This is a genomic window from Corallococcus sp. BB11-1, from assembly GCF_026626625.1.
In the GTDB taxonomy this organism is placed as follows: Bacteria; Myxococcota; Myxococcia; order Myxococcales; family Myxococcaceae; genus Corallococcus; species Corallococcus soli.
Genome location: NZ_JAPNJY010000033.1, coordinates 18,629 through 45,523, shown reverse-complemented (window position 1 = coordinate 45,523; position 26,895 = coordinate 18,629). Strand labels below are relative to the sequence as shown.

Annotated in this window: 19 protein-coding genes; 11 read left to right on the top strand and 8 right to left on the bottom strand. The window is 70.5% G+C overall.

Annotated elements, in window-relative coordinates:
* Positions 1–180: 180 nt before the first annotated feature.
* The 3 genes from OV207_RS29225 to OV207_RS29215 are packed head-to-tail and all read right to left on the bottom strand — an operon-like array spanning position 181 to position 3,743.
* Entirely contained in the window at positions 181–1,785 is a 1,605-nt protein-coding gene (locus OV207_RS29225) for an FHA domain-containing protein (RefSeq protein ID WP_267558349.1), read from the bottom strand.
* 6 nt (positions 1,786–1,791) lie between these two features.
* Positions 1,792–2,721: a helix-turn-helix transcriptional regulator gene (locus tag OV207_RS29220; RefSeq protein ID WP_267558347.1), complete on the bottom strand. Its 930-nt coding sequence runs from the start codon at positions 2,719–2,721 to the stop codon at positions 1,792–1,794.
* On the bottom strand, positions 2,718–3,743 hold the full coding sequence (locus tag OV207_RS29215; RefSeq protein WP_267558346.1) for a helix-turn-helix transcriptional regulator: 1,026 nt from the start codon (positions 3,741–3,743) through the stop codon (positions 2,718–2,720). Before OV207_RS29215 ends, OV207_RS29220 begins: the two co-directional genes overlap by 4 nt.
* Before the next feature lie 363 nt (positions 3,744–4,106).
* Here OV207_RS29215 and OV207_RS29210 point away from each other — a divergent pair, with 363 nt between their 5' ends.
* Complete coding sequence (locus tag OV207_RS29210; RefSeq protein ID WP_267558344.1) at positions 4,107–4,583, top strand: hypothetical protein; 477 nt, start codon at positions 4,107–4,109, stop codon at positions 4,581–4,583.
* A 33-nt stretch (positions 4,584–4,616) separates the two neighbouring features.
* Here the strand turns inward: OV207_RS29210 and proB are convergent, their stop codons facing one another.
* Positions 4,617–5,720, bottom strand: coding sequence for a glutamate 5-kinase (gene proB, locus OV207_RS29205; RefSeq protein ID WP_267558353.1), 1,104 nt, complete (start codon positions 5,718–5,720; stop codon positions 4,617–4,619).
* 194 nt (positions 5,721–5,914) lie between these two features.
* Here proB and hflX point away from each other — a divergent pair, with 194 nt between their 5' ends.
* On the top strand, positions 5,915–7,585 hold the full coding sequence (hflX, locus tag OV207_RS29200; RefSeq protein ID WP_267558343.1) for a GTPase HflX: 1,671 nt from the start codon (positions 5,915–5,917) through the stop codon (positions 7,583–7,585).
* 46 nt (positions 7,586–7,631) lie between these two features.
* Positions 7,632–8,093, top strand: coding sequence for a hypothetical protein (locus tag OV207_RS29195; RefSeq protein WP_420715273.1), 462 nt, complete (start codon positions 7,632–7,634; stop codon positions 8,091–8,093).
* A 49-nt stretch (positions 8,094–8,142) separates the two neighbouring features.
* Here OV207_RS29195 and OV207_RS29190 read toward each other — a convergent pair whose 3' ends face one another.
* Positions 8,143–9,150 (bottom strand): NAD(P)H-dependent glycerol-3-phosphate dehydrogenase, encoded by a 1,008-nt coding sequence (locus tag OV207_RS29190; RefSeq protein WP_267558342.1) that lies wholly within the window; start codon positions 9,148–9,150, stop codon positions 8,143–8,145.
* Positions 9,151–9,182: 32 nt separating this feature from the next.
* Positions 9,183–9,731 carry a hypothetical protein gene (locus tag OV207_RS29185; RefSeq protein WP_227026920.1) on the bottom strand — a complete coding sequence of 183 codons (549 nt, stop codon included), beginning with the start codon at positions 9,729–9,731 and terminating at the stop codon, positions 9,183–9,185.
* 579 nt (positions 9,732–10,310) lie between these two features.
* Here OV207_RS29185 and OV207_RS29180 point away from each other — a divergent pair.
* On the top strand, positions 10,311–11,468 hold the full coding sequence (locus tag OV207_RS29180) for a hypothetical protein (RefSeq protein WP_267558341.1): 1,158 nt from the start codon (positions 10,311–10,313) through the stop codon (positions 11,466–11,468).
* Between the two features lie 176 nt (positions 11,469–11,644).
* The gene (locus tag OV207_RS29175; protein ID WP_267558339.1) at positions 11,645–14,365 is read left to right on the top strand and encodes a hypothetical protein; all 2,721 of its coding nucleotides are present in this window, start codon (positions 11,645–11,647) and stop codon (positions 14,363–14,365) included.
* Positions 14,366–14,414: 49 nt separating this feature from the next.
* On the opposite strand, the gene OV207_RS29170 is transcribed toward OV207_RS29175, so the two are convergent.
* Positions 14,415–16,448 (bottom strand): c-type cytochrome, encoded by a 2,034-nt coding sequence (locus OV207_RS29170; RefSeq protein ID WP_267558338.1) that lies wholly within the window; start codon positions 16,446–16,448, stop codon positions 14,415–14,417.
* 256 nt (positions 16,449–16,704) lie between these two features.
* Between OV207_RS29170 and OV207_RS29165 the strand changes: the two genes are divergently transcribed.
* On the top strand, positions 16,705–18,237 hold the full coding sequence (locus OV207_RS29165) for a sensor histidine kinase (RefSeq protein WP_267558337.1): 1,533 nt from the start codon (positions 16,705–16,707) through the stop codon (positions 18,235–18,237).
* Entirely contained in the window at positions 18,234–18,938 is a 705-nt protein-coding gene (locus OV207_RS29160; RefSeq protein ID WP_193346986.1) for a response regulator transcription factor, read from the top strand. The genes OV207_RS29165 and OV207_RS29160 overlap by 4 nt, the downstream gene beginning before the upstream one ends.
* A gap of 18 nt (positions 18,939–18,956) precedes the next feature.
* Here the strand turns inward: OV207_RS29160 and OV207_RS29155 are convergent, their stop codons facing one another.
* On the bottom strand, positions 18,957–19,655 hold the full coding sequence (locus OV207_RS29155; protein WP_193346985.1) for a class I SAM-dependent methyltransferase: 699 nt from the start codon (positions 19,653–19,655) through the stop codon (positions 18,957–18,959).
* A gap of 220 nt (positions 19,656–19,875) precedes the next feature.
* Here OV207_RS29155 and OV207_RS29150 point away from each other — a divergent pair, with 220 nt between their 5' ends.
* From OV207_RS29150 to OV207_RS29135, 4 genes are all read left to right on the top strand, one after another.
* Positions 19,876–21,567, top strand: coding sequence for a hypothetical protein (locus tag OV207_RS29150; RefSeq protein WP_267558335.1), 1,692 nt, complete (start codon positions 19,876–19,878; stop codon positions 21,565–21,567).
* 434 nt (positions 21,568–22,001) lie between these two features.
* Positions 22,002–24,608 (top strand): right-handed parallel beta-helix repeat-containing protein, encoded by a 2,607-nt coding sequence (locus tag OV207_RS29145; protein ID WP_267558333.1) that lies wholly within the window; start codon positions 22,002–22,004, stop codon positions 24,606–24,608.
* A 195-nt stretch (positions 24,609–24,803) separates the two neighbouring features.
* Entirely contained in the window at positions 24,804–26,168 is a 1,365-nt protein-coding gene (locus OV207_RS29140; protein WP_267558332.1) for a sigma 54-interacting transcriptional regulator, read from the top strand.
* A gap of 58 nt (positions 26,169–26,226) precedes the next feature.
* Entirely contained in the window at positions 26,227–26,874 is a 648-nt protein-coding gene (locus OV207_RS29135) for a DUF3332 domain-containing protein (protein WP_267558331.1), read from the top strand.
* Positions 26,875–26,895 lie beyond the last annotated feature (21 nt).

Below are 26,895 nucleotides of genomic sequence, written 5' to 3'. Positions count from 1 at the left end.
GGCGCTCGGCCCTCACCGGCCGGGCCCCCATGGGAGCCTGCCCTTCCCCTCCGCCCTCCTCCCCCCGAAGCTCACGCATCACCCTTTTCAGGGTGGGAACGGAAGGGGGGGCCGGCAACCCGGACGGGCCCTGCCCGCCTCCCAGGCGGGGTTGCACCGTTGGCTACCGGACCCGGCGGACTACAGGCCGTACTCGGTGCGCTTGTTCTCCGCGCGCGTGGCGCACGGCTGGTCGTACTCGGGGAAGTACTCGCGCATGTGGTTCAGGGTGGCGGCGGCCTGCTTGTACTGGCTCTGGTTGTAGTAGCCCTCCACCTCCAGCAGCAGCTTGGAGCAGGTCCGGTCCAGCTCCTGCTGGGCGGCCTTCATGCGCTCCTGGGCCTCGAAGTAGAGGTCCGGCTTGGGGTCCGGGTGGGCCTCCAGCATCAGCCACGCCTCGCGGAAGGACTTCCACGCCTCGTAGCGGTTGCCCGCGCCGATGTCCGGCGTCTCGAACTTCTTGCGGCCCTTCTTGTAGGACTCGCTGGCCATCTGCACCAGCTGCACCGTGGAGAGCTGCTCCGGCAGCAGGGCGCGCTCCACCCAGACGTTCCAGATGCGCCAGGGGTCCTCGCCGGGCGGGTTGCGGGTGTTGTCGAAGATGATGCGGTTGGGCTCGCCCTTGCGCAGGTGCTGGGGCGGGATCATCAGCTCCAGCGAGCGCTCCTGGCTGGCCAGCGTGTCCGGGGGCACCTTGCCCACGTCCACGCCGTTGACGCTCACCACGATCTCGTCCTTGGAGATGCCCTGCGCCTGGTAGTGGAGGATGACCACCGCGCGCGTGGCGGCGACGAACTCCCACTCGAAGACCTTCATGTCCGGCCGGTTCCAGGTGACGCCGGGCCCCAGGCCGAACGAATCGTTGATGGGCTGGTTGCTCAGGCGCACCGGCTCCTCGCCGCGCTGCACCTCTTCACCGCCGCCCAGCACCAGCCAGTACAGCAGGCCGAAGAGGCCCAGCACCACCACGGCGCCGCCGGCCATGACGACCCCGCGGACCTTGGCGTTGGCCTCCGCCCAGAACAGGCGCAGGTTGGCCGCGATGCCCGGCGTCTCACGGCGGATGCGGGCGCGCTCCGCGGCGGACAGGCCGCCCCCGGTGCCGGCGCGCGGAGACGACGCGCGGGCCACCGACCGGGAGGACTGGGCGCCCGTGCGGCGCGCGGGGGAGGACGCCCCGGACGGACGCGGCGCCAGCGCCTGGGGCGCGTCCTCGTCGGGGGGCGGCAGGGCGGCGCGCTGGGGGTTCGTGGTGGGCCGGCGGATCGCCCGCATGTTCATGCGGGTGGACTCCGCGCGGATGCCCTGGAGCTCCTCCTCGTCGGCGCCTTCCGGAGCCAGCGCCGCGGCGGCCTTCTTGTTGCGCTGCTTGCGCAGCGAGTCCATGGACACGATGCGGGTGCTGTTGGCGCCGTCTTCCTGGGGCGCGTCGTCCTCGCCCGTTTGCGCCTCGTCCTGCGCGATGGCGAACAGGAACGTCACCGGCCCCAGCGTGATGGCATCCCCGTCGACGAGCTCGTGCTTCTGCACCGCCGCGCCGTTGATGAGCGTGCCGTTGGCGCTCTTCTGGTCCTCCACCCCGTAGCCCTCGCCCATCTTCACGATGCGGCAGTGGCGGCGGGACACACCGGGGTCGTACAGCACCACGTCACACTCGGAGGTGCGACCGATGAGCACGGAGTCCTGGTCGAAGACGAACTCCTTGCCAGCGTCTTTTCCCTCGGAGATCGTCAGTTGGAAAGCCATGTCGTCCTAGGAGCCTATCGAGGCATGCACGGCTCGGGCAACGGCGGCGCGAGCGCTCGCCGGCTCCAGCACCTCCGCCTCGCCGCCGAAGGATAGCACCCACTGGGTGAGCCAGCGCTCACTGTCTCCGGCCACGCGCACCTCCACCCCTCCGTCAGCGAGCGGGCGGGCGTCCTGCCCGAAGCGCTCCTTCACGTAGGGTGCGGCCGTGGGCGAGAAGCGCACCCGCACGGAGGCCTCGCTCGCGCCGCGCGCCGGGTTGGGCACGTCCGCGCGGGCATCCGCCGGGGGCTGGAAGCCGGTGGTGGTGACGCCCAGGTCCTCCATCCGGTCCAGCCGGAACAGGCGGGCGTCCTGGCGGGTGTGGCAGAAGCCCTGGAGGTACCACTGACCCCGGTTGCTGAGCAGCTCGTAGGGGCGCACCCGGCGCGGCTCGGACGGGCGGCCGGGGCTGGCGTAGGCGAACGTCACCTCCAGCCGCTCCAGGATGGCCCGGGTGAGCGGCCCCAGCGCCAGGGGCGCCTCGCCCGTGGCGTCGATCTTCCGGTACATGTCCCGGAAGCGCTCGCGCGCGGCGGGCGGGATGATGTTCTCCAGCTTCGTCAGGGCGCTCTGGAGCGCGTCCCCGGTGGCCGGGCGCAGCAGCTCCGCCGCGGCGGCCAGGGCCGCGGCCTCGCCCGCCGTCAGCCGGGGCGGCGCGTACAGGCGCTGATCCAGGTCCACGTAGACGCGGTCGTTGTCCACGTAGATGTCGATGTAGTCGTCCGGGTTGAAGGGCGGCCGGCCCACGCACGTGAGCAGGTCCAGCTCCTCCAGCAGGTCCTCGCGGCTGATGGTGAGCGCCTTGGCCAGGGCCTCCACCGTGACGCCCGGGTGCTTGGAGACGTAGGGGACGAGGAACAGCAGGCGGCGCAGCCGCTCGTGGACGTTGCTCATGCGCTCACCCGGGGGCCATCCACCATCGCGTGCTTCTCCAGGATGCGCGCCGCCATCCGCTCCAGCCGCTCGCGCGCCTCCGGAGGTCCCTCCACGCGGCAGTCCGCGCCGAGCGACAGGACGAACCGCGCCAGCCCGTCCACGAACGTCACCGGGAAGCGGGCGCGCGTCACGCCCTCCCCCACCGGCTCCAGCGCCGCGCCGGGGAACAGCGAGCCCGCGCGCGAGGCCAGCGGCCCCGTCAGCAGCAGCGTCACCTCCATGGGCTCATGGAAGCGGTACTGCCACGGGAAGTAGGCCACGTGCGCGTCCAGCGAGAAGTCAGCCGGAACCTCGAAGTCCGGGGTGCGCGGCCGGGCGGTGTTCGCCTTCAGCTCGCGGATGCGGTGGACGTGGAAGGTGCGCAGGCCCTGGCGCAGGTGGCAGTAGCCCACCAGCGTCCACACGCCGCGCCGGAGCGCGAGCCCATACGGGTCCACGCGCCGCTCCGTCACCCCCACCTGCTTGGGGCTGCCGTAGGTCAGCTGCACCCACTTGTGCGCGGAGCACGCCTCCCAGAGCGTCTCCAGCCGGGCGGAGACCTCCTTCTCCTGGCCCTCCTGGCCGGTGCCCAGCTCCATGCGCACGCGCGGGGTGGGCAGGGATTCGCCGGCGAAGAAGCCGATCTTGCGCAGCGCGTGCGCCAGGTCGTCCCGGCCCGGGAAGGCCCCGGACGCCAGCGCGGCGGAGCCGGCGGCGTAGAGCACGGCCAGCTCCTCCTTCGTGAGGTCCGCCTCCGGCAGGTAGTAGACGTTCCGGTCGACGAGGTAGCCGTCGCGCCGCTCGTCGTCCCCCTGCACGTAGCTCAGGGGGAAGCCCAGCTCGACGAGCTCCGCCTTGTCGCGCTCGAACTTGCGCTCCGCGGCGTCATCCGAACCGCCGTAGTCGGCGGGGAAGTGCTCGCGCAGCTCCGCCCACGAGATGGGTTCCCGCGCGTCGAGCAGCAGTGCCACGAGATCAAGGATGCGTTCCGTGCGGTCCATTCAGAAGATCGGTGACGATGGCGGACAGGACCCGGGAGATCAAGCAGACCGGGTACTTCCGGGAGGTTTTGGGGGGACATGGAGCCAGGGAAGGGACAGCTCCATGAACAGCGCGGAAGGCCGCGCCCGTCCGGAAGGGATAGCCTCCCCCACCTGAACAGGCAAGCAGGTATCGGCATGGCCTCCCTGATTCGTCCGCAAGGCAGCAGACAACCAGGGGCGTGGGGCTCGCACTCGGGGCGCGTCTGGGTTATTCCTTGGGAATTGTCGAAATGAGTGCGAAGCGACGGCGGACCTTCGCGGGTCCGTTGGCTGCCGTGGGGCCGACGCGGCGGACGGATGCTTTAGACGAGGGGCTCACCCATGGACCGCACCTCCCTGCTGAAGACATGGCTTCCCGGGCTGGCGCTGGTGCTGCTGGCCCTCTTCGCCGCGCCCCCGGCGCACGCGCGCTCCGAACCGCTCTACTTCGCGCTGGAGGTCCGCCGCGACGGCCGGCTCATCGCCCAGCCCAAGCTGCTGGGCCAGTCCGGCCGCACGCTGCGCGCCGAGCGCCGCCGTCCGGGCGCCCTGGCCCCGGACTACCGCCTGGTGCTCACGCCGCGGGGTGAAGGGAACGCGTTCCAGTTGGAGCTGGACCTGTCGCTGCCCGAAGCCGAAGGCCACTCGCGGCTCGCCCTGCTGCACGGCCAGGAGCGCAAGTTCCAGCTCGGCCGGGTGCCGGGGGAGCTGGAGGTGTCGCTGCTCCTGATGAAGGTGGACTCGCCGGAGTTCCGCGCGCTGATGCGGCTCACGGAAGAGGCGCCCGGCACGGTGCAGTCGGTCTCCTCCTCCATCTAGGCGGCCCGGGGCCCGCGGCCGTTGCGCCTCCCGCTACAGCACCGCCAGATCGTCGCGGTGCACCGCTTCGTCCAGGTAGCGGTAGCCCAGCACCCCTTCGATGTCCGCGCTGCGCCGTCCGGCGATGCGCCGCAGGTCGCTGGCGTCGTAGGTGGAGAGCCCCCGGGCGAACACCGTCCCGGTCGCATCCGCCAGGTCCACGGGGTCGCCCCGGCTGAACTCCCCCTCCACGCCCTTCACGCCGCTGGGCAGCAGGCTGCGCTTGCCGGTGACGATGGCTTCCCGGGCCCCCGCGTCCACCACCAGCCGGCCCCGGGGCCTGAGGGCGTGGGCGATCCACGCGGTGCGCGCGCTGCGGCGGCTGCCCGCGGGCTCGAAGAGCGTGCCCACGGGCTCGCCCTCCAGCACGCCGCGCAGCCGGCCGGGCACCGCGCCGGAGGTGATGACGCACGGGATGCCCAGCTCCGCGGCGCGCGAGGCGGCGCGGACCTTGGACGCCATGCCTCCGGTGCCCACGGCGCTGGTGGCGTCCCCGGCGAGCGCCAGGACCTCCGGCGTGACGCCCGGCACGGTGGACATCAGCCGCGCCTCGGGGTCGCGGCGGGGGTCGGCGGTGTACAGGCCCTCCACGTCGGACAGGAGCACCAGCGCGTCGGCCTCCACCACGCCGGCCACCAGGCTCGCCAGGGTGTCGTTGTCGCCGAACTTGAGCTCGTCCACCGACACGGTGTCGTTCTCGTTGATGACGGGCACCACGCCCGCGGCCAGCAGCCGGTCCAGGGTGTGCTTGACGTTGAGGTAGCGCCGCCGCTCCTGCACGTCCTCATGGGTGAGCAGCACCTGCGCCACGGCGCGGGCCGCGTGGCCGAAGGCCTCCTCGTAGGCCTGCATCAGGCGGCTCTGCCCCACCGCCGCGCACGCCTGCTTGCCCGGGATGTCCCGGGGCCGCGCGGGCAGCCCCAGCCGCTCCATGCCCAGCGCGATGGCGCCGCTGGACACCACCACCAGCTCCCGCCCCCGGGCGGCCCACAGCAGGTCCTCTCCCAGGGCCTGGAAGTGGGCGCGGTTGAAGCGGCCGGTGGCGCTGGTCAGCGCGTTGGTCCCAATCTTCACCACCACGCGGCGGGCCCCGCGCAGGGCGTTGCGTGCGGAATCGGTCACCCGGTGCAGCGTAGGCTGGAAACGGGAGGGACGCGCGCGGCCCGATTGTTCTCCCATGTCCGTCGCGGTCCGAATGGTGGTGGCTTTGTCATGAAACCCGAAGGCCCGCTGTCCATCCAAAGCCTTGAACATGGCGCGGGCCCGTCGATGGCCGTGCCAGGAGAAATGGTTTGAAGGAAATCTTCGGCAATACCCTGGGTCTGAAGTCGAGCGAGCAGCAGCGGCTGCGCAACACCTTCCGCCGCCGGGTGGATCCGCGCGAAATCGTCTCCGCGGAGCTTGCCCGCCACCTCACCGAGCTGTCGCACGAGCTCAACCGGCAGGTGGGCGTCCTCATCAACCGCAAGGGCGACATCGAACACGTCGTGGTGGGCAACGCGCACAAGCTGGAGCTGCCGGACATCGGCCGTGCGCGCGCCGGTCAGATCCGCCTTCGTGGCCTGCGGCTGGTCCACACGCACCTGAAGAGCGAACCCCTGACGAAGGACGACCTCACGGACCTGGCGCTGCTGCGCCTGGACTGCGTGGCCGCCGTGGGCGTGGGCCAGGAAGGCCTGCCCGGGGTGCTGCACTACGCCCACCTGGTGCCGGAGAACGGCACCGGCGAGTTCTGGCAGGTGGCCACGCTGCCCAGCGTGCACGTCGAGCAGCCGGACCTGCTGGCGACGCTGGACGCGCTGGAGGAGGAGTTCAACCGCAAGGCGGCCGCGCGCACGGTGTCCGGCCGCGAGCGCGCCATCCTCGTGGCGGTGTGCCTGGACGGCAACCGCGCGCGGGCGGAGTCCTCGCTGGAGGAGCTGAAGGAGCTGGCGCGCACCGCGGGCGTGGAGGTGATGGACAGCGTGCTCCAGGTGCGGCGGGAAGCGGATCCGCGCTACCTGATTGGCCGGGGCAAGCTGGACGACCTGAACCTGCGCTCCATGCAGTCCATGGTGGACCTGCTCATCTTCGACAAGGACCTCACCCCGTCGCAGGGGCGCCACATCGGTGACGCGACCAGCCTCAAGGTGCTGGACCGCACGCAGCTCATCCTGGACATCTTCGCCCAGCGCGCGCAGACGGCGGAGGGCAAGCTCCAGGTGGAGCTGGCGCAGCAGAAGTACCGGCTGCCCCGGCTGGTGCAGGGCGACGACTCGCTCAGCCGGCTCATGGGTGGTGGCGTGGGCGGACGCGGCCCCGGCGAGACGAAGCTGGAGATCGACCGTCGCCGCGTGCGCGAGCGCATCACGAATCTGGAGAAGCGCATCGACCTCATCAGCCGCGAGCGCAGCGTCCGGCGCGCCCAGCGCAACCGGCGCGAGGTGCCCGTCATCTCCATCGTGGGCTACACCAACGCGGGCAAGTCCACGCTGCTCAACGCCATCACCAACGCGAAGGTGCTGGCGGAGGACAAGCTGTTCGCCACGTTGGACCCCACGAGCCGCCGGCTGAACTTCCCCCGCGACCGCGAGGTCATCATCACCGACACGGTGGGCTTCATCCGGGACCTGCCCAAGGACCTGGTCGCCGCCTTCCGCGCCACGCTGGAGGAGCTGTACGACGCAAGCCTCCTGCTGCACGTCGTGGACGCGAACGACCCCGCCCGGGATGAGCAGGTGGAGGCGGTGGAGACCATCCTCAACTCGCTGGGCCTGATGGAGAAGCCTCGCCTGATGGTGTGGAACAAGGCGGACCTGCTGGCGCCGGAGGAGGTGGAGACGCTGCTGCGCTCCCAGGGCGGCGTGGCCATCAGCGCGGCGAAGCGCGAGGGCCTGGCGACGCTGCTCGCCAAGGCGGACACCACCCTGTTCGCCGAGGGGGCGTCCGAGTCCATGGGCGTCGTCCAGGCGCCCGGGGTGTAGGAGCGGGTTGCCGGCACGGGGGCCTCCCCTCTAGAGTCGAGGGGCCTTGGCTCCCGTGCTGAAACTGCTCATCCCCCTGTTGACGGCTCAAATCGAAGGCCTGCCCGGACAAGACTCCGAGCCGGCCTACGACAAGCCCGTCTCGTCCATCTCGACCGGCTACATCGAGGTGCTCGAGAAGAACAGCCACATCCTCTACCCGGCCATCGCCGTGGTGACGCTGGCGCTCATCGCCTGGGGCATCCTCTCCGCGTGGCGGACGCAGGACCTGGACGGCGTGCAGAAGAACGAGTTCAAGCGCGCCATCATCAACGAGCTGCGGCGGCAGCTCAGCGGCATGCCCGGTGACCTGCTGGGCAAGACCATCGGGCTGGACCGCCTCAAGACGAACCGCCTGCTGGAGGAGATGCAGACGGAGGGGCTGGTGCAGAGCCACACCAACTCCGAGCGGCTCACCGTGTGGCGCGTGCGCGGCGCGGGCCCGGAAGTCAAACCCCGCCGCTACTGAGCCGCGCCCCCCGGGCTCCGGCCTTCCCCGGAGCCCACCCCACCGCGCGCTAGCCGCCGGACAGCTCCGACTTCGGCTGGCGCGTCATCAGGTCCACCACCGCGGTCTTCGCGTTCTTGCCCTCGTAGGCAATCTCGTAGACCTGCTGGCAGATGGGCAGCTCCACGCCCGTCTTGAGCGACAGGTCGCGCGCGCTCTTCGCCGTCTTCACGCCCTCGGCGACCTCCTTCATGTCCGCGAGGATGTCCGGCAGCTTGCGGCCCTTGCCCAGCTCCATGCCCACGTGGCGGTTGCGGCTGAGCTCGCCCGTGCACGTGAGCACCAGGTCCCCCATGCCGGACAGGCCGGAGAGCGTGAGCGGGTTGGCGCCCTTGCGCACGGCGAGCCGGGTGATCTCCGCCAGGCCGCGCGTGATGATGGCCGCGCGCGCGTTGTGGCCCATGCCCAGGCCGTCCGCCATGCCCGCGGCGATGGCGATGACGTTCTTGAGCGCGCCGCCGTACTGCACGCCCACCACGTCCGTGGAGGTGTACGAGCGGAAGGTGTCCGTCTGAAGCGCCTTCTGACAGCGCTGGGCCACCTTGTCCCAGTGCGACGCGATGGTCACCACCGTGGGCATGCGCCGCGCCAGCTCCTTGGCGAAGCTGGGGCCGGAGAGCACCGCGACGTACGGGTGGAACTCCTCCGGCAGACAGTCCTCCAACAGCTCCGTCATGGTGAGGAGCGTTTCGTTCTCGATGCCCTTGGACACCGTCACCAGGGGCACGCCCCTGGGCAGGAACGTCTTCGCGCGCGCGAGCACCTCCCGCGTGGCGTGGCTGGGCGTGGCGAGCACCACCATCTCCGAGCCCGCCAGCGCCTCCTCCAGGTCCGTGGTGGCGCGCACGCGCTCGGACAGGGGGATGCCCTTGAGGTAGGTGACGTTCTCGTGGCGGGTGTTGATGGCTTCCACCGCGCCGGGCTCGCGGCCCCACAGGCGGACCTCCTCGCAATTCACGGCGAGCACGTTCGCGAGCGCCGTACCGAACGAGCCTGCACCGATGACACTGCCGCGCATGGATGACCTCGGGGGGAGTAGGAAGGGGGCTTCTAGAACAACGTGGACACCACGCCCATGGACAGCGTGGGCATGAACTCCGCGTCCGTGGAGCGGCTGCGGAAGTCGCCTCCCACGGAGACAGCGTAGGACGTCTTTTCACCGACCGGAAACTCCAGGCCCAGGCGCAGGAGGATGGACGCGTCCACCTTCCACGCGGGCGGCACGCCGCCCAGGGGGTCGGACTGGATGGGGTCCAGGTCGAAGGCCAGCAGGCACCGGAGGTCCATGTACGGCCGCACCGCGCGCGGCGCGTCTCCCTGGAAGGAGGCCACGACGCCCGGGGCCACGTTCCAGTCACGCCGGCCGCTCAGGTAGCGCGCCCCCTTCTGCTCCGTGTCCGGAGGGCGCAGGAAGAACGCGCGCCCGCCGTCCACCACCGCCGCCAGGCTGACGTTCGGGCTGTCCAGGAGCGTGAAGCGCGCGCTCGCGCGCGCCTCCGTCATCAGGCCGTAGACGCTGTCCACGCCCAGCCCCAGGTCCAGGCGCGGCAGCACGCCGTACACGCCCCGCGCGGACACGAAGGGGAAGCCCACCTCCATGCCCACCCCCAGGCGCCCCGCCCCCAACGACCGTCCCCCGTAGAGCCCGTACCGGTTGGGCGCCTGGGGAGGCTTGGGGGGCGGGGAGGGGCGCTCCGCGGGGAGTGGCGGCGGCGTGTACCGGGGGGGAGCTTGCGGCGCGGGGATGGGATCCGGGGCACCGGGAAACGCCTCCCAGCCTTCGTCTCCGGAGGGAGACGTCTGGGGGCTGGGGGACGCGTCCGGTTCTCTCCGGGGTGGGGCCTCGGAGGGGGCAGGGCCTCCCGGTTCGCTCCAGGACTCGTCGGGCGCCACGTCGCGGGCCGGAGGGGGAGCTTCGGGGGCCTGGGCCCGGGCAGGGCTTCCCCAGGACAGGACCAGGGCCGACAGGGTGAGGAGACCGGGGACGCGCATGGTGGAAAGAAGGCAGGCAGCCTAGCCCACGCTCCAGCCGTGAACGAGGCCGGCCTGCCCGTCCTGCGTCCCACCCTCCGGCCGCATCCGGAAAGTGGCAGCCCTGGCACAATGCTGATGACGGGGGCTGGGCCCGGTCTACCATCCGCGCTCGCGCGAGATGCGTCGGTGAGGAGAGCAGACGGGATGAGGGTCGGACGGGGGGCATGGCTGGTGGCGCTCGCCCTGGGCGCGTGCAGCAGGCCCGGCGCGAACACGGGGGCGGCGGACGCGGGCGCCATCGGGCTTCCGGGAAGGCCCTCCCCGCTGGCGATTCCCTCGTGCGACGTGCTCCTGCCGGAGGACCTGCGCGACCTCACGCTCAACGGGTTCACGATGAAGGAGGAGCGGGCCTGTCCCTCGTGTGGCCCGCTCTGCACGTTGCGCTCGGCCGCCGCGCCCGACGTGTCCCTGTCCGTGACCTACGACTGCCAGCCGGGGTACGCGGGCGCGGACGTGCGCGCGTTGCTCGCGCCCACGTTGAACGCGGGCGGCGAGGAGGTCTCCGCGCTGGGGCGGGCCGCCGCCCGGCGCAGCCCCGTGCAGGGCATGACGCAGGTGGTGGCGTGGGATGACGACACGCCGTGCGTCGTCGTCGTCACCTTGCTGGGGGATGATCCCGACCGCGCGATGGACGTGGCCCGGCTCGCGTTGACGTCCCACAAGGGGATGGGGGACGCGGCCGCCGACGCGGGCACGGCGGAGGCACCGCGCGCCGAGGGCGACAATCCGTTCGGGAATGCGCCGCTGGAGCCGCTGGACAACCTCACCACGCCGCGCGCTGGAACGACGGACGTGCTGTCCGCGCCCTCGGGGACCCGCGCCCCTGCGCCGCCCCCTGCCCCGCCTCCGCCTCGCCCTCGTCCCATCCGGGCGGCGCCGCCGGACGTCGGCGCCACGGCGGGAGGAGTGGCGCCGGTGCGACCTGCGACCGCGCCCCCCGCCAACGTGCCCGCCGAGGCGACACCGCGTCCGGCGACGGCGCCCGTGACGCCCACGCCCGCGCCAGCTCCGGATGCACCGGCGGCCGGGACGCCTGCGCCCAAGCCCGTGACGCCCACGCCCGCGCCAGCTCCGGATGCACCGGCGGCCGGGACGCCTGCGCCCAAGCCCGTGACGCCCGCGCCGGAGGCTCCGAGCGCAACGGCTCCCGCTCCGACGAGAGCGCCCGCGCTGGAGGCTCCGAGCGCAACGGTTCCCGCTCCGACGGGAGCGCCCTCGCTGGAGGCTTCTAGCGCAACGGCTCCCGCTCCAACGGGAGCGCCCGCGCCAGCCTCCGCGACGGACGCACCGAACGCGGGATAGGCATCCCGGTACGCGGCGCCTGTGATTGCGCGAGGACGGGTGCGCCCGTCCTACCCCACGCGTTCCACGACGTTGAAGCTCCGCCCGGTCAGGGGGGGAGCGTGTGGCAGGTGTGCTAGGAACTGGAGGGTTTGGCGGACCGTCGCTCCCACTCTTCGCACCTGCTCCAATCGCTCATGAAGAAAGTCATTCTCGTCCTGGCCGTCGTCCTCGTCGGACTTGGCGTGGCCGGCGCGTTGCTCTACCGCAACGCCTCGCCCTCCAACGCGGACCACCGGCTGCTCTCCGTCGCCTCGAACGATGAGACGGTCGCGTCGGTCGTGGTCAACCTGCGGCTGCTGAAGTCGGTGCGCTCGGTGGCGTCCTGGAAGGACCGCATCGAGCCGGCGGAGAAGTACCTGCTCAAGGTCGGCAACCTGCCGCACCGGCACCGGGAGCTCCTCCTCGAAACGTTCTCGTCGTTCGCCTCGGGCTTCGTGAAGACCGCCGAGGGCCCCGCCCCCTTCCGCATGTTCGCCTCCCACGGCTCGGCGGAGGAGGCCCTCGACGCGCTCAAGAAGGCCCACCTGGTCGAAGTTACCAGCGGCGAGGACTACGTCCTCATCGACGCCGAGACCTGCGACCGCGAAGGCCCGTTCCGGCTGCTCAAGGGCGACAAGCTCCTCGCCTTCGTCCCCACCGCGCTCGCGACGGACCTCGCGGCCCGGCTCGCCCAGGAGCCCGGTCAGAAGATGGCGCCGCTGTTGATCGCCCAGGGCGCCATCAACCTGCTCCCCTTCCTTGAGTCCCTGGCCCCGCCGCTCGTGCAGATGGCCCTGGCGCGGGAGGAGATCACAGACAACGCCAAGAGGCTCACGCTCACCCTGCGCACGGACACGGACGGAGGCATCTGGGCGGAGCTCGACGTCTTCGGCGAGCACCCGGATCAACTCCAGAAGCTCTGGGAGAAGGCCACGGCCGCGGACTCGCCGCTGAAGTCCGTGGCGGAGACGTCCGTCAAGGTCACGCCCTCGAAGGACGCCTTCCGCCTCACCGTCGACGTGAACGCCCTCCAGAAGCACACGGACGTGCTGACCCGCAGCTTCTCCCCCTTCCAGAACGAAGCGCTCACGGCGGAGGCCCTCAAGGAACTCGACGACGTCGAGGAAGCGCTGCTGGACCCCAAGGACCTCCACCCCTACGACGAAGCCCTGACGCCCGCATCCTTCTTCACCCTCTCGGGTGAGGACTGCAGCCCCAGGAACGGGTTCGCCCTGGATGACACGAAGAAGCTCCGCCTCGCGTTCGCCTCCCTGAGCAGCCGGGAGAACCAGCCGGGGGTCGACTTCGTCAGCCTGACCTCCTCCGTCTGCCTGCCGCCGCACTACACCCCCGTCCTCGCGAAGCGCGAGTGGATGGAGGTCCGCATCCAACAGCCGGAGCTCGGCCGGCCCACCTGTGGCCCGCTGGCGGACGAAGCGGACGGGATGACGTCCGAGGAGGACTTCTCCAGCGAAAGCTCCAACGACATGGACGTCGCCAAGGCCCGCGTCGGCTTCGCGCTCAAGCCCGGCGTGGACACGCAGAAGCTGTCGTCCATCGAAGGCTCGGTCACCGTGCAGGTCCCCACGCGGGTGAAGAAGGCCACGCTGGCCTTCCGTCCCCCCTATGGCAGGGCGGAGCTCGTCTTCCCCGAGGGCAAGCTCTCCGTGGAAGCCACCCGCGTCAGCGGCGACGGGCTGACGTTCCAGCTGGGCTCGGAGGGCACCCCGCCCTCGGTGCTGGCCGTGCGCGTCCTGAACGCGGCCGGGAAGCACCTTGAAACGGAGTCGCGCTCGGGCTTCTCCGCCAGCATGACGCTGCCGTTCATTGGCCGGGTCCAATCCAATGACACCTCCATCCTCGCCCGTGGCAAGCCCGACCAGCTCGAGTTCGTCCTGGTGGACGCGACCACGCCGCACGTCCTGCCCTTCAAGCTCACCCCACCCTTCCCCGCATCGGAGGAGGACGAGCAGGAAGGCGGCGAGGAGCCCGGCGCCACGCTCGAGCCGCTCAGCCAGGCCGTCTTCGAGAAGACGCTCCAGGCCCCCGAGGCCATCGCCCAGAGGCAGGAGCACTACACCCGCTACGCCAGCGGCGGGCTGATCGCCTCCCCGGAAGCGCCGGGCGCCGTGCCCTCCCCGTTCAAGGTCCTGCTGCAGACCCAGGGCATCTTCGAGAACAACCTGGAGATCGTCTGGACGGAGGACGTGCGGCGGCACTTCGTGCAGATGGACACGACCCTCCAACTGGAGATCCTGGAGGTGGACTTCGTGGACGGCACGCGCCTGCGCCCCGAGAACATGCAGGAGACCCAGGAGTCAGAGTCCGGCGCGAAGGAATACGTCTGGGGCTCCCGGTTCGGGGATCAGCGCACCTGGAGCAAGACCGTGTCACTGGGCAGCCCCAACGTCGCCGCCAACGACCTCCGGGGCGTCCTCTACAGCGACTTCCTTCCCCACCGCCTGGAAGAAGTGCCCATCGCGCGCATCAAGGGCCAGCTCTCGTTCTCCCTGCCCGAAACCGTCGCGGTGTCGCCGCTCACGCCGCTGAGCCTGCACTCGCGGGCCACGATTGGGGAAGCGCGCTTCCACGTCTCCTCCATCGCCCAGGAGGAGCTCAGCCTCCTGAGCGAGAACACGGCCCTGCCCGGCTTCGCGGCGATGTTCGCCGACGCCCAGGGAAGGCCGGTGCGCGCGAACCTGGAGAAGCGCACGGACTTCGACGACGCGACCTTCCGGCTCGACTTCGAGACCCAGGGGCCCGTGCGCCAATGGCAGATGCTCCAGGCCGGGGGCGCGAGCAAGACCTATACATACCCGTTTGAGATCACGGCCCAGGCGCCGAAGCCCGTGGCCGCGCGCAAGCAGAGGCGGTGACCGGGGCGCTCTCCGGGGCGCGGCTTCCGCCCCGGAGCGCCAGCAGGGCCTACAGCGTCTGCAAATACGCCACGAGGTCGTCCACGTCCGCGTCGGACAGCTGCGACGTCTGGCCGTGCTGGTTCGTCTCACGGCCGTTCAGCAGGCGGGCCCGGAGCGTGGGCGCGCTGCCGTCGTGCAGGTACGGCGCGGTGCGGCCCACGCCCAGCAGCGACGGCGTGTTGAGCCCCGCCTTGATGACCTGCGCCGCGTCCTGCAACACGCCCGTGCGCACGAAGGTGCCCACGTCCGCGTTGGTGTTGTTCGTGAGCACGGCCCCACCGTGGCAGGTGTCGCACGCCGCCTTCTTGTAGAGCGCGGCGCCGCGCGCCTGGGCCTCGTTCAGCGGCTCGCCCCGGTGCGGGTTGTCCGTCGCCGGGATGGTGTCGATGAACGCCGCCAGCTTCGCCACCGTGTCGGCGTCCAGCTCCGTGCCGCCCATGCGGTCCTTCACCGTGGCGTTCATGAACTCACCCAGCCCGGAGAACTCCCCGCTCCAGTGGAAGGGCGCCGTCGACGTCGTCATGCGTCCCGCGAGGCTGGGCGTCTGGCGCGGCCCGTCCGGGAAGCCCCAGACGTGCCCGTCCTCGCGGCCCTCGAAGTGACACGACGCGCAGGAGACGGCCACCCTGGGGCTCGTCATCCGCGCGTCCGCCGCGGAGAAGAACAGCCGCCGGCCCGCCGCCGCCAGGGGCGCCAGGACATCGCCCGCGAGCGCCAGCCGCTGGCGCTCCTCGAACACGCCGCCCTCCGGCCCCTCTCCGCCGCTCACCAGCGTGCTGAGCGTGTGGTCGAACGCGTTGTAGACGTACGCCTTGCGCCCGTCGCGCGTGAGGGCGATGCCGTTGGGCCCCGCGCCCACCGCCACCACCTGCCGCACGGAGCTGGACGGGTTCGGCATATCGCCGCCCGAACGACGCCAGGCGGGCACGATGGCCACGTTGTTCGTCTCCTGGTTCACCAGGAACAGCCACGAGCCCGACGGATCCACCACCGCCGCCGTGGGCCCCTGCAGGGGCGTCAACATCGACGGGCTCGCGATGAGCGACGTGGGGTAGTCCGGCTTCTCCTCGGGCGGCGGCCTGCACTCGTCCAGGTCGTCCACCACCGGCTCCGGCGCCTCCCCGTCCGCGTCGAAGGTGATGAGGCCCGCGGCCACCACGCCTCCGCCCACGTCCGCGCCGCAGGGCGTGCCTCCGCCGTACATGGAGCCGCCCCCCGACATGCCGTCATCCGGCGAGGCGGCCAGCGGATCCTCGCGCGACCAGAGCACCGGCGCGAAGAGGCGCCGTCCGTCCGGAGCGCCCAGCAGGTCCGCCATCGCCCGGGCGCGGAAGGTGCGCGGCCCCTGCTTGGGGCCGGGCAGGGGTGGGGACTCCAGGGCGGAGACGCGGTCGGGCCTGGAGGCCGCCCGGTTCGCCCGCGCGTTCAGGTCCGTCCCCTCGCGCAGGACGCGGGGCCGGTCCGCGTCCGTCAGGTCCACCGTCATCACGTCGCCCTGCCGGAACAGCGTCACCGCCGCCTTCCGGCCGTCCTCCAGCAGCGCGATGCCGCGCGGCTCCTCGCCCAGCGGCAGCTCCCAGCGCGCCGTCAGGGAGTCCGTGTCGATGGCGGTGAGGCTGCCGTGCTCGCTGGACGCGAGCGTGGCGCTGTTCACCACGTACAGCGTCCTGCCATCCGGCGACACCGTGAGCCCCGTGGGCTCCACGCCCACCGGGATGCGCGCCGCCTCCACCGCGTCACCCCTGCGGATGACGGACACGCTGCGGCCGCCCCGGTTCGTCACGTACACGGTGTCGTCCGGGCCCACCGTCACGCGCTCCGGACGCGACCCCACGCGCACCTCGGACACCTTCTCCCGGCGCTCGGTGTCCACCACCGCGAGGAGGCCGTTGTCGGCGTCCACCACGTAGAGCAGCGAGTCATCGCGGCTGAGCGCCACGGACCCGGAGGCATTGCTCCAGGTGTCCACCACCTTGCGCTCACTGCACCCCGAAAGCACCAGCGTCACCGCGCAGAACGCGGCCCAACCCTGCCGTCGCATCGGAAAGCCTTCCCCTCCCGTGTGGCCCGCGCGTCCGTCCCGGCCCCGGTCTCTTTCGCGCGTGTGCCCCACGGCCTGTCGGGAGCGTGCCGGCCCTGCTCACACGCCGTCCCGAGGGCCGCATGCTCGCCCACCCGTCCACCAGAAGTCGATGCCCTCCACACCCGCCGTGCGCCCCCGGACAGTGTGGGGAAGCCTCCCCCCTGCTCCAAATGCCCCGAGCACCGGGCCCCCGTCGCGTGTAGACACGGAGGTCGTGTTACGCCCCGCGCCCGTCATCCTCAGCTTCCGGCGCACGTTCGCGCTGCTCATCCTGCTGGTCGTGCTGCCCTCGGCCGGCCTGTCGGGCTTCGGCGTCGTGGCCATCATCAACGAGCGCGCCGCGGTGGAGAAGCGCCTGGAGGCCGCCTGGCGCGGCACGCTGGCGGACCTGTCCGCGGAGGTGCCCCGCGAGCTGAACAGCGGACGGCTGGAGCCGGTGGAGGACGGGCGGCTGGCGTTCCTCCTGCCGGACGACCAGGAGCTGTCCGACCCGGAGGGCACCTTCCACGTGGAGAACGGGATGGTGCGCACGAAGGACCCCCAGCTCGCCGAGTCCCTGGCGGCGCTGGTCCCGGAGGCCGCGTCGCTGCCGACGGTGCCCACCGTGTTCTCGCTCGCGACGGGCAACCGGGCGGTCATGGTGGCCGCCGAGCGCAAGGGCTCCACGGTGCAGGGCGTGCGGCTGTCCGCCATCGCGCTGGACCGGCTCCTGTCGGACAAGGCCCAGGGGCGGGCCACGTCGGAGCCGGTGCGCTTCACGCTGCTGCCCGTGCCGCGCGACACCACCAGCGAGGGCGGGCTCGTCAACCGGCTGATGTCGGAGGTGGCGCAGGCGCGGCAGAACGCGATGGGGCCGCCGGTGCTCGCGGAGCGGGTGCTGTCCGCGCCGCTGCAGGACTTCCGGCTGGTGGTGCTGCCCACCGGCGAGGACCCCGTGGCGAGCACCTCCACGCGCAACCGCGCCGTGTACGGCGTGCTGCTGGGCCTCTTCTACCTGACGCTCACCTTCGGCGTCATCTACACCGGCCGCGTGCTCTACCGCGAGGCGCGCCTGTCGCGCATGAAGACGGACTTCGTGTCGCTGGTGAGCCATGAGCTGCGCACGCCGCTCACCTCCATCCGCATGTTCATCGAAACGCTGGCGCTGGGCCGGCTGAAGGACCCCGCGCAGATGCAGGAGGTGCTGGACCTGCTCACGCGCGAAACCGAGCGCCTGTCGGAATTGATTGAACGGGTGCTGGACTGGGCGCGCATCGAGAGCGGCCGCAAGGTGTACCAGCGCGAGCCCGTGCCGGTGGCGGAGGTGGTGGAGGCGGCGGTGGCGGCCTTCCGCGCGCAGCGACTGGGGGACGACATGGAGCTGAGCGTGGAGGTGGCCGGGCCGCTGCCGTCGGTGGACATGGACCGCGTCGCGGTGTCCGGCGCGCTGCTCAACCTGTTGCAGAACGCGTACAAGTACAGTGGACCGACGAACCGGAGAATCGCGCTACGGGCGCGCAGGGACGGCAGACACGTGAACCTGTCGGTGGAGGACAACGGGGTGGGAATCGCCAGGAAGGACCGCAGGCGCATCTTCGAGCGCTTCTACCGCGTGGACAACCTGCTCACGCGCAGGACGGAGGGCAGCGGCCTGGGGCTCGCCATCAGCAGGCGCATCGTGGAGGCGCACGGCGGGCGCATCACCGTGGAGAGCGAGCCGGGCCAGGGCAGCCACTTCACCATCCAACTGCCGGTGGGCCGCGCATGAGCACGCCTGAAGAGAAGCCTCGCCGCATCCTGGTGGTGGAGGACGACCTGTCCATCCTCACCGGCGTGTCCATGAACCTGCGCTTCGAGGGCTACGAGGTGCTCCAGGCCCAGGACGGACGCACGGGCCTGGCCAAGGCGCTGGACGAAGCGCCGGACCTGCTGGTGTTGGACCTGATGCTCCCGGAGCTCAACGGCTACGAGGTCATCCGCGAGCTGCGCGAGCGCGGCCGCGACACGCCCGTGGTGGTGCTGTCCGCCCGGGGCCAGGAGTCGGACAAGATCCTGGGCCTCAACCTGGGCGCGGACGACTACGTGGTGAAGCCCTTCGGCCTCCAGGAGCTGCTCGCGCGCATCAAGGCGGTGCTGCGGCGCCGGTTCGGGGCCACGGGCACCACCGCGCCGCCGGTGACGTTCGGGGACGTGAAGGTGGACCTGGGCCTGCGCACGGTGGCGCGCGACGGGCAGCCGGTGGAGCTGACGGCGCAGGAGTTCAAGCTGCTCGCGCACTTCCTGGCGCACCCGGGCCGCACCTTCACCCGCGAGGAGCTGCTGTCGGGCGCGTGGGGCTACCACTACGAGGGCAGCGCGCGCACGGTGGACAACTTCATGCGGCAGCTGCGGCTGAAGTTCGAAAGCGACCCGGAGGCGCCCCGGCACTTCCTCACCGTGCGGGGGCTGGGCTACCGCTTCGAGCGCTGAAGCGCGGCCCTCCCCAGCTCACAGCCCCGCGACGCCGATGTGGCGCAGGTCCTCCAGGTCGAAGGGCTTGCCGTCGAAGCGGCCGAAGCGCTCGCGGGGGGTGAGGCCGCTGGCGATGAGGGCGGCCTCCAGCTCCTCCGGGAGGAAGTGGCGCAGCTTGAGCCGGCGGATGGGGCTCGTCCCTCCGGGCGGGCGCCGCTCGCGCAGGTGCAGGGCGAACAGCGGGCGGCGGGGCTCCACGGAGGCGCCGGGCTCGTCCTCGTCGCGCGGCAGCACGGGCTCGCGCGGGGCGTTGAGCACGTCGTAGACGAAGGTGCCCCCGGGGGCCAGGTGGTGGACGACGGTGGCGAGGAAGGCCTCCACGTCGTCGCGGCCGGGCATCAGGCCCAGCGCGTGCTGCGGGGCGAGCACCAGCGGGAACTTCTCCGGCAGCCGCAGCGTGCGCAGGTCCTGGGACATGAGGCGCGTGCGCCCGGAGACGTCCGGGGCTTCGGAGGCGCGGCGCTCCTCCGCGGAGCGGATCATCACCTCCGAGGGATCCACGCCCACGGTGGCGAAGCCGTGGCCCGCCAGGGCCCAGGGCACCCGGCCGTTGGCGGCGCCCAGCACCAGCACGGGCGAGCCGTGTTCGGTCGCCTGCCGCGTGTAGAAGACGAGATCCGGCTCCTGTCCCACGAGGGACAGCGGGGTGCGGCCGCGTGCGTCGTTCCCAGCCATTGCCCAGGCCCTAGCACGGTTGCGGGGCCCTCCGGGACTCCCGGGTGCGCACCGTGGGCAATCCTTTGCCCACCCGCTGTCAGCCAACCGACGCCCTCCTGACGCTTCCCGACGGTTGTCCCGTCCCCAGGGGCTGGCACCTTCCTTGCCTTGGTCCGCCCCATCACGGGGCGCCCGTCCGGGCGCTCCGCCCTTTGAGCGGATGTGAGGTGTTCGTCATATGAGGCACGGGTGGCGGTGGACGGGGGCGGTCCTGCTGGTGGGAGCGCTGGGGTGGGCGGGCTGCGGCGGCGATGACGGTGCCACGCGCGACGTGGACGATCCGGTGGTGCCGGTGACGCCCGTGGAGGATCCACGGCTGCCGGGCACCGGCGCGGACGCGGGCACGGGCGGCACCGACGCGGGCACCGGCACGGACGCCGGCACCGGGACCGACGCGGGAACGGGTGGCACGGACGCGGGCACGGGCGGCACCGACGCGGGTACCGGCACGGATGCCGGCACCGTGGACCCTGGAGAGACGACCTACCCGATGCCTTCCGCGCCGGGCTGGACGTTCTACGGCCGTGAGCAGGGTGGACCGCGCCACGTCTACGGGGTGACCGCGGATGAAGGCGGCAACATCTGGGTCGCCGGAGGTGAAGAGGGGCTGTTCCTCCTGAAGAAGGGAGAGAGCCGCTTCAAGAAGTTCACCATGGCCGAAGGCCTGCGCCCCTACGGCTACATGCCAGATGGCAGCGCGCCTCCGGGGACGCCCTACCTCAAGGTCATCTCCGTCGCCGGCGCATGGGATGGCACGGTCTTCGTGGGCTACGAGGGCAAGCCGTCAGGCCCCGGAACCGCGCCCTGCGAGGGCGAATTCGATGTGGCCAAGAATGACAAGCGCCCCGCGGACGCCAGCATCTACAAGAGCGGAGATGCGGATCGCGTCAGCCTGCGCGCCGACGGGAGCCTGGACGTCGTGCACTACGACATCTCCTCCGGGCCCGGCGTCGTGCCGGGCTATGAGCGGCGTGAGAAGATCTGCAACATCTGGCGGATTGCCTACGACAAGGATCCCGACCCCAAGAAGAGCAGCGTCTGGTTCGGCGCGAACCACGGCTTTGCTCGGGGTGACGCGCACTACGCCGGCAATCCGACGTGCAATGGCAGGCTGACCTGCTCGGGCGTCGAGGAACACAGCCACCCGGCCTACAGCGCCTTCATCTACACCAACGCCGCGCGGGACAAGGAAGCCTACGGCACCGACTACGCGAAATATCAGGTGCGGGACGCGCTGCTGACGGACGCGTACTGGGGACTCGCGCCCCTGCCCAACCACGACGTCTGGATTGGCGGCGCCAACCGCTCCACCAAGTACTACTACGGCTCGAACGGCAACAACTTCTGGGCGGCGCAGTCCCTGACGGAGGACGCCGAGAACAAGTGGAACCGTCGCGACCTCTGGCAGGACGCGGTGGGTGAGAAGGAATGGCCCTACGCCCGGCCGGAGGAGCGGACGGAGGACCTCGTGTCGGGCATGGCCATCGTTCCCGCGGGGGACCTGGCCAACATCAAGGTCTGGGTGAGCTCCTTCGCCAACGGCCTCGTCCAGTTGGACGCGGAAGGAAACGTCCTCCGCTCCCTGAAGAACGACCTCGTCGCGCCGCACACGGCCAGCGTCGCCGTGGATCCCCTGGACAACAGCGCCTGGGCCGGGGCGGCCTGGGGCGGCGGCATCAGTCGCGTGGGCAGCGGCGTCACGAAGTACAGCTACTCGCTCTTCGGCAACCCGCTCTCCGACATGCGCATCCCGGACATCCAGGTGGACCGCTCCGGGGCACGGCGCCGCATGCTCGTGGCCTTCCAGGGAACCGCGCCCAAGACGGGCCCGGTGGTGCCTGGCGCCATCGGCATCTACGACGGCGACTGAGCCCCCTCTCCACGGCAAGTGATCCCACGGCCGTCCTCCTCGTCATGGGGAGGGCGGCCGTTGTCCTTGGACCGTCGACCTTCCAGCAAAGCATTCCGCCCAATGACAACCGGATGACAAATCATTTCCCTCGCGGACAAGGAGTGCCGGCTTGCGGTCAGGCATCAGCCTCCCGGACGTAGTGGAAAGGCGCGGTGAGGACAGACATCGCGCACAACCCCCACCCATCCGGAGCGTCTCCTGTGAAACGCCGTGCCGTCATCCCATTCCTGCTCTGTGCGACCTGGCTTCTCGCCCCGCCCGCCCACGCGGCCCTTGAGCGAGACATCGTCGCGGGCTCTGAAGCCTTCGCCCTGCCCCACGCGAACTTCGTCCCGGCTCCCGCCAACCTCCGCTACGTAGATTCAGCCTTTACCGGCACCTCGGATGGCAGCGTGAGCCACCCCTGGAAGTCCATCCAGGCGGCCATCAATGCCTTGCAGCCGGGACAGGCAGCCTATGTCCGAGGCACCTTCCTGGAAAACCTGAGCTGGAACGCGGCCGTGCACGGCACCGGCGCCCTTCCCATCACCCTGATGGCGTGGCCGGGCCACCGAGCCGTGGTGCGCAATCCGGGCGCGGGACCGCTGATGGATGTCGCGAAGAGCTATTGGATCATCGATGGCTTCGAACTCGACGGGAACAACGTCCTCGCGAACGTCGTACGGTTCAAGGGCTCAAGCTCCCATGACTCCATCCTGCGCAATGCAATCGTCACCAACGCACGCGGTGGCGCGGCCCTCTTCGTCGGAGACTTCGCCCACCACATCCAGATCCATCGCACCACCGTCAAGGGGACCTCGCACTGGAGCAATCCACGTCCTGCCACGAGCTGCGACACCCATGCGGATTGCGCGGCCCAGGAACCCGCCACGCCCGTGGGGCTCGTCTGCACCCATCTGGACCAGTGCGCCACCCGCGAGGACGGCCACGCCGTCAGCATCTACCCGGACAGCCACCACGTCCTGCTCACCGAGAACACGCTGCGCGACAATTCGGGAGACGGCGTCCAGTGCGTGGGCCCCGTTTACGCGGAGCCCACGGGCACCGGCACCGTGCGCCCCCACGACATCCTGATGATCGACAACACCATCGACAACACGAGTTCCAGCGATGGCAACACGGAGAACGCCGTCGACATCAAGGACTGCGACCGGGTGACGATCCGTGGCGGCCAGATGAGCCATTTCCGAGCGACCCGCAACGAGACAGGCAACGCGAGCAAGGGTGAAGCCATCGTCGCCCACTTCGATGCCCAGGGAATCCTCATCGAAGGCGTGGAGATCTCCGACGCCTGCCGCGGCATCTACCTGGGCCGCTATTCCGCGAACGAGCAACTGGCCAACGTGGTCATCCGCCGCAACATCATCCGCGACCCGACACTCAAGACGGAGCGGTGCCCCTCGAACGCGGTCTGGATGACGCGCATTTCGGGCGTGGACATGTACCACAACACGTTTGATGGCTGGGAAGGCGCCACCGTGTCCGTGGGAGAGGAGATGGCAGGCGTCAATGTCGCGAACGTCGATATCTGGAACAACATCTTCAAGGGCGGCGTGGGCTACTACCTGGGCGCGAGTCAGTACGGCGTGAGCCAGTTCGAGAGCGGCTACAACCTCTTCGCCCAGGGTACGTCGAAGATGCTCCGCTGCAACTACGACTTGGTCGACATGGTGGGATGGAAGGCCTGCCTGGGCATTCCTGGCCTGTCGCTCGAAGCGAACAGCGAATGGGGAGATCCGCTCTTCTCCTCCCTGGCACGCGACACCCAGCCCGTGTCGCCGGCCCGGGACATGGCGCTCAATGACAGCCAGACCCTGGACTACTGCGGCGATGGCCCGGACGTGGGCGCGAAGGAAAGCTGCTCCACCGGCACCCAGCAACCCACGGACGTCGCGCCTTCACCTTCGTGGGGGCTCCAGCGTGGCACCACGGAGGACGACGTCTTCGAGGCGGTCACCACCAATGCGCAGAACGACATCTTCTATGCAGGCTGGACGCAGGGTGAGTTCAACTATCCGCAGCAGGGGGGCGAGGACGCCATTATTGGTCGCTACTCGTCCTCGGGCTCCCTCGGATGGTCGCGTCTGCTGGGCGGTTCGGGCCACGAAATCGCCTACTCCGTCACGGTCGATGCCACGAACAATGTCTACGCGGCGGGGGGAACCTCCAGCAGCCTGGGGGGCCTCCAGTTGGGCGGGGGAGATGGTTTCGTCGTGAAGTACGACGTCAATGGCGTGAAGCAATGGGTCGTTCAGCCCGGGACCGCACAGGAAGACATCCTCCAAGGCATCACCTCGGACGGCAGCGCGGTCTACGCGGGTGGATACACCCGGGGCAGCTTTCCGGGTCAGCCCCATCACGCGGTGGCAGGGGGCGACTATCTGCTCGTGAAACTCGATGTGAACGGCAACACGCTTTGGACCCGCGTGTGGGGCACGGAAGAGGACGAGTCCGTGGAAGCCGTGGCCTACGGCGCAGGCGGCGTGTACGTCCTGGGGCACCGCTACAACCGGTTCGTGTCGGTCACAAAGTTCACGACCAGCGGCGACAAGGTCTGGGAGAAGTTCTTCCACCAGCCACTTGCCCGGGCCTCCGACATCACCGTCGATGCCACGGGTAACGTCTATGTGGGTGGCTTCTTCCAGCCCCATCCCGAGTCCTACACGCCCATGATCTTCAAGCTCGACAGCAACGGGAACGAGCAGTGGGCGCGGACCACCTTCACGCTGCCGTTCACCATCCTGTTCGGGCTTCGCACGGACTCGGCGGGCAACATCATCGCCGCGGGCCAGCACGGGCTGTCCATGGCGGTCTGGAAGCTCACTCCCGCAGGCACCCTCATCTGGGCGGGCGGCTATCCGAGCACGGCGGTGACCTACGGGCTGGGCGTCACGGTCGACAGCGCGGATGACATCATCCTCGTGGGAGAAACTCGGGGAGATGTCTTCAGCACCAACCAGGGCGAACGTGATGCGTTCATCCTAAAGTACCCCAACTAGCGCAACGCTCCGTGACGGCCCCTCTGCGCCAGCAGAGGGGCTGTCACACGGATGCGACCTCTCACGGGGCGAGAAACGAACCGTGGAACCGCCCACCCACCATGACCCACCGTGCCCGGCCGGCCACCGGGCGGGCACCGACTTCCGACAGAAAGCACGCGCGGGCCGGAAGGCGACTAGAATGCGTGGCCGTTCATGTCCACCGTCCCTCCCGCCCCCATCCCCTCGCACACCGTCGTCGTCGCCCGTGCGCAGGCGGAGCGGCTGTCCGCGCAGCGCTTCCACCTGGTGCTGCTGGACACCGAGCGCGCGGGAACCGTGTACCCGCTCTCCACCGAGGACCTGCGCGTCGGCAAGTCCACGGACAACGACGTCGTCATCGACCACCCCACGGTGAGCCGCAACCACCTGGTGGTGCGCCGCCAGGGCGACCGCTTCCTCGTGCAGGACCTGGACTCCACCAACGGCACCTTCCTGGATGGTGCCCAGGTGCGCGAAGCCTACCTGCGCCCCGGCGCCCTGCTGGAGGTGGGCGACGTGCGCCTGCGCTTCAGCCCGCAGATGGCGCCCGTGCAGGTGGAGCCCACCGTCGAGGACCGGCTGGGCGACCTCGTGGGCCGCAGCGTGCCCATGCGGCAGATCTTCGCGCTCCTCCAGCGCATCGCCCCCACGGACTCCACCGTGCTGCTGGTGGGCGAAACCGGCTCCGGCAAGGGCGCGGGCGCCAAGGCCATCCACAAGTTGAGCCCGCGCGCGGCCGGGCCCCTGGTCGTCTTCGACTGCGCCAGCGTGTCCGACTCCCTCATCGAGAGCGAGCTGTTCGGCCACGAGAAGGGCGCCTTCACCGGCGCCGTGTCCCAGCGCATCGGCTGTCTGGAGCGCGCCCACGGCGGCACGCTCTTCCTGGACGAGATCGACGACCTGGCGCTGGACCTGCAACCCAAGCTGCTGCGCGCCATCGAGGACCGGGAGTTCCGCCGCCTGGGCTCCTCCACGCCCATCTCCTTCGACGCGCGCATCGTCGTGGCCAGCAAGAAGGACCTCTGGTCGGAGACGCAGGCGGGACGCTTCCGCGAGGACCTCTACTTCCGCCTGTCCGTCTTCACCGTCAGCCTGCCGCCCCTGCGCGACCGCAAGGAGGACATCCCGCTGCTCGTGGGCGCCTTCGCGGGCGAAGGCCTGTGGCCCCGGCTGCCGGAGAAGATTCAAGAGCAGTTCCTGGGACACACCTGGCCGGGCAACGTGCGCGAGCTGCGCAACGCCCTGGAGCGCGCCCGGCACATGGTGGACATCCCCGGCCTCACCGGGGACAACCTGCTGCGCGAGTTCACCCGCGACGTGCCCTCGCCCGCAGGGGACTTCCTGCCGGTGGAGTTCACCGGGCCCTTCAAGGTCTGCAAGGACGAGCTGGTGCGCGCCTTCGAGCGCGAGTACCTCACGCGCCTGCTGGGCCGAGCCCGGGGCAACATCGCCCGCGCCGCCCGGGAGGCGGAGCTGGATCGCAAGCACCTCTATTCGCTGCTGCACAAGTACGGCCTCGTTCAGAGCGAGTCAGACTGACCCTTCGTGGCATGGTGGCGCCGCTTTCGAGGTCCACCTACCCCCCAAGGAGGGTCCCATGAAGATGCGTTCGTCTCGCTGGCTGGGCGCGCTGTGCGCCGGTGTCCTGATGACGCATGCGACGGGCTGCTTCGGCTCGTTCAAGCTCACGCAGAAGATCTGGCAGTTCAACAAGGGCGTCTCCGGCAACAAGTTCGTCCAGTGGCTGGTGTTCCTCGTCCTCGTCGTCGTCCCCGTCTATGAAATCGGAGCGCTGGTGGACGCGCTCGTCGTCAACAGCATCGAGTTCTGGACCGGCGGCAACCCGGTGAGCAGCGTGGAGGGCGAGGATTCGAATACGCGCATCGTGAAGCTCGGGCCCACCGACACTCTGAAGATGACGCGCGACCTGGACTCCGGCGTCATGCGTCTGGAATTGCAGCGCGAAGGCCAGGCCCCGCTGGTGCGCTACTTCGAACCGCTGGAGGACGGCATGGTCGCGCGCGACGAAGCGGGCGCCCTGCTCATCCGCGCGCAGGGCCAGGAGGACGGCGCCGTGAAGGTGACGAACGCCACGGGCGCCACGATGACCGTGCACGCCCGGGACGCGGTGGACACCGCGCGGCAGCTCTTCATGGACGGCGGCGCCCCGGCGCTCGCGCGGTTCGCCACGCACCAGGGACAGCTCTCCCAGGGCATGGCGGCGCTCAACACCTGCACGCCCTGAAGCCTGGCACGTCGTGCAGCG

Bases quoted from the DNA above. Each gene is read 5' to 3' on its own strand.
- OV207_RS29175 (WP_267558339.1), top strand. From the start codon at position 11,645: ATGAAGAAAGTCATTCTCGTCCTGGCCGTCGTCCTCGTCGGACTTGGC.
- OV207_RS29160 (WP_193346986.1), top strand. From the start codon at position 18,234: ATGAGCACGCCTGAAGAGAAGCCTCGCCGCATCCTGGTGGTGGAGGAC.
- OV207_RS29215 (WP_267558346.1), bottom strand. From the start codon at position 3,743: ATGGACCGCACGGAACGCATCCTTGATCTCGTGGCACTGCTGCTCGAC.
- OV207_RS29155 (WP_193346985.1), bottom strand. From the start codon at position 19,655: ATGGCTGGGAACGACGCACGCGGCCGCACCCCGCTGTCCCTCGTGGGA.
- OV207_RS29135 (WP_267558331.1), top strand. From the start codon at position 26,227: ATGAAGATGCGTTCGTCTCGCTGGCTGGGCGCGCTGTGCGCCGGTGTC.
- OV207_RS29225 (WP_267558349.1), bottom strand. From the start codon at position 1,785: ATGGCTTTCCAACTGACGATCTCCGAGGGAAAAGACGCTGGCAAGGAG.
- OV207_RS29220 (WP_267558347.1), bottom strand. From the start codon at position 2,721: ATGAGCAACGTCCACGAGCGGCTGCGCCGCCTGCTGTTCCTCGTCCCC.
- OV207_RS29180 (WP_267558341.1), top strand. From the start codon at position 10,311: ATGAGGGTCGGACGGGGGGCATGGCTGGTGGCGCTCGCCCTGGGCGCG.
- OV207_RS29140 (WP_267558332.1), top strand. From the start codon at position 24,804: ATGTCCACCGTCCCTCCCGCCCCCATCCCCTCGCACACCGTCGTCGTC.
- OV207_RS29190 (WP_267558342.1), bottom strand. From the start codon at position 9,150: ATGCGCGGCAGTGTCATCGGTGCAGGCTCGTTCGGTACGGCGCTCGCG.
- OV207_RS29210 (WP_267558344.1), top strand. From the start codon at position 4,107: ATGGACCGCACCTCCCTGCTGAAGACATGGCTTCCCGGGCTGGCGCTG.
- OV207_RS29170 (WP_267558338.1), bottom strand. From the start codon at position 16,448: ATGCGACGGCAGGGTTGGGCCGCGTTCTGCGCGGTGACGCTGGTGCTT.
- OV207_RS29185 (WP_227026920.1), bottom strand. From the start codon at position 9,731: ATGGAGGTGGGCTTCCCCTTCGTGTCCGCGCGGGGCGTGTACGGCGTG.
- OV207_RS29150 (WP_267558335.1), top strand. From the start codon at position 19,876: ATGAGGCACGGGTGGCGGTGGACGGGGGCGGTCCTGCTGGTGGGAGCG.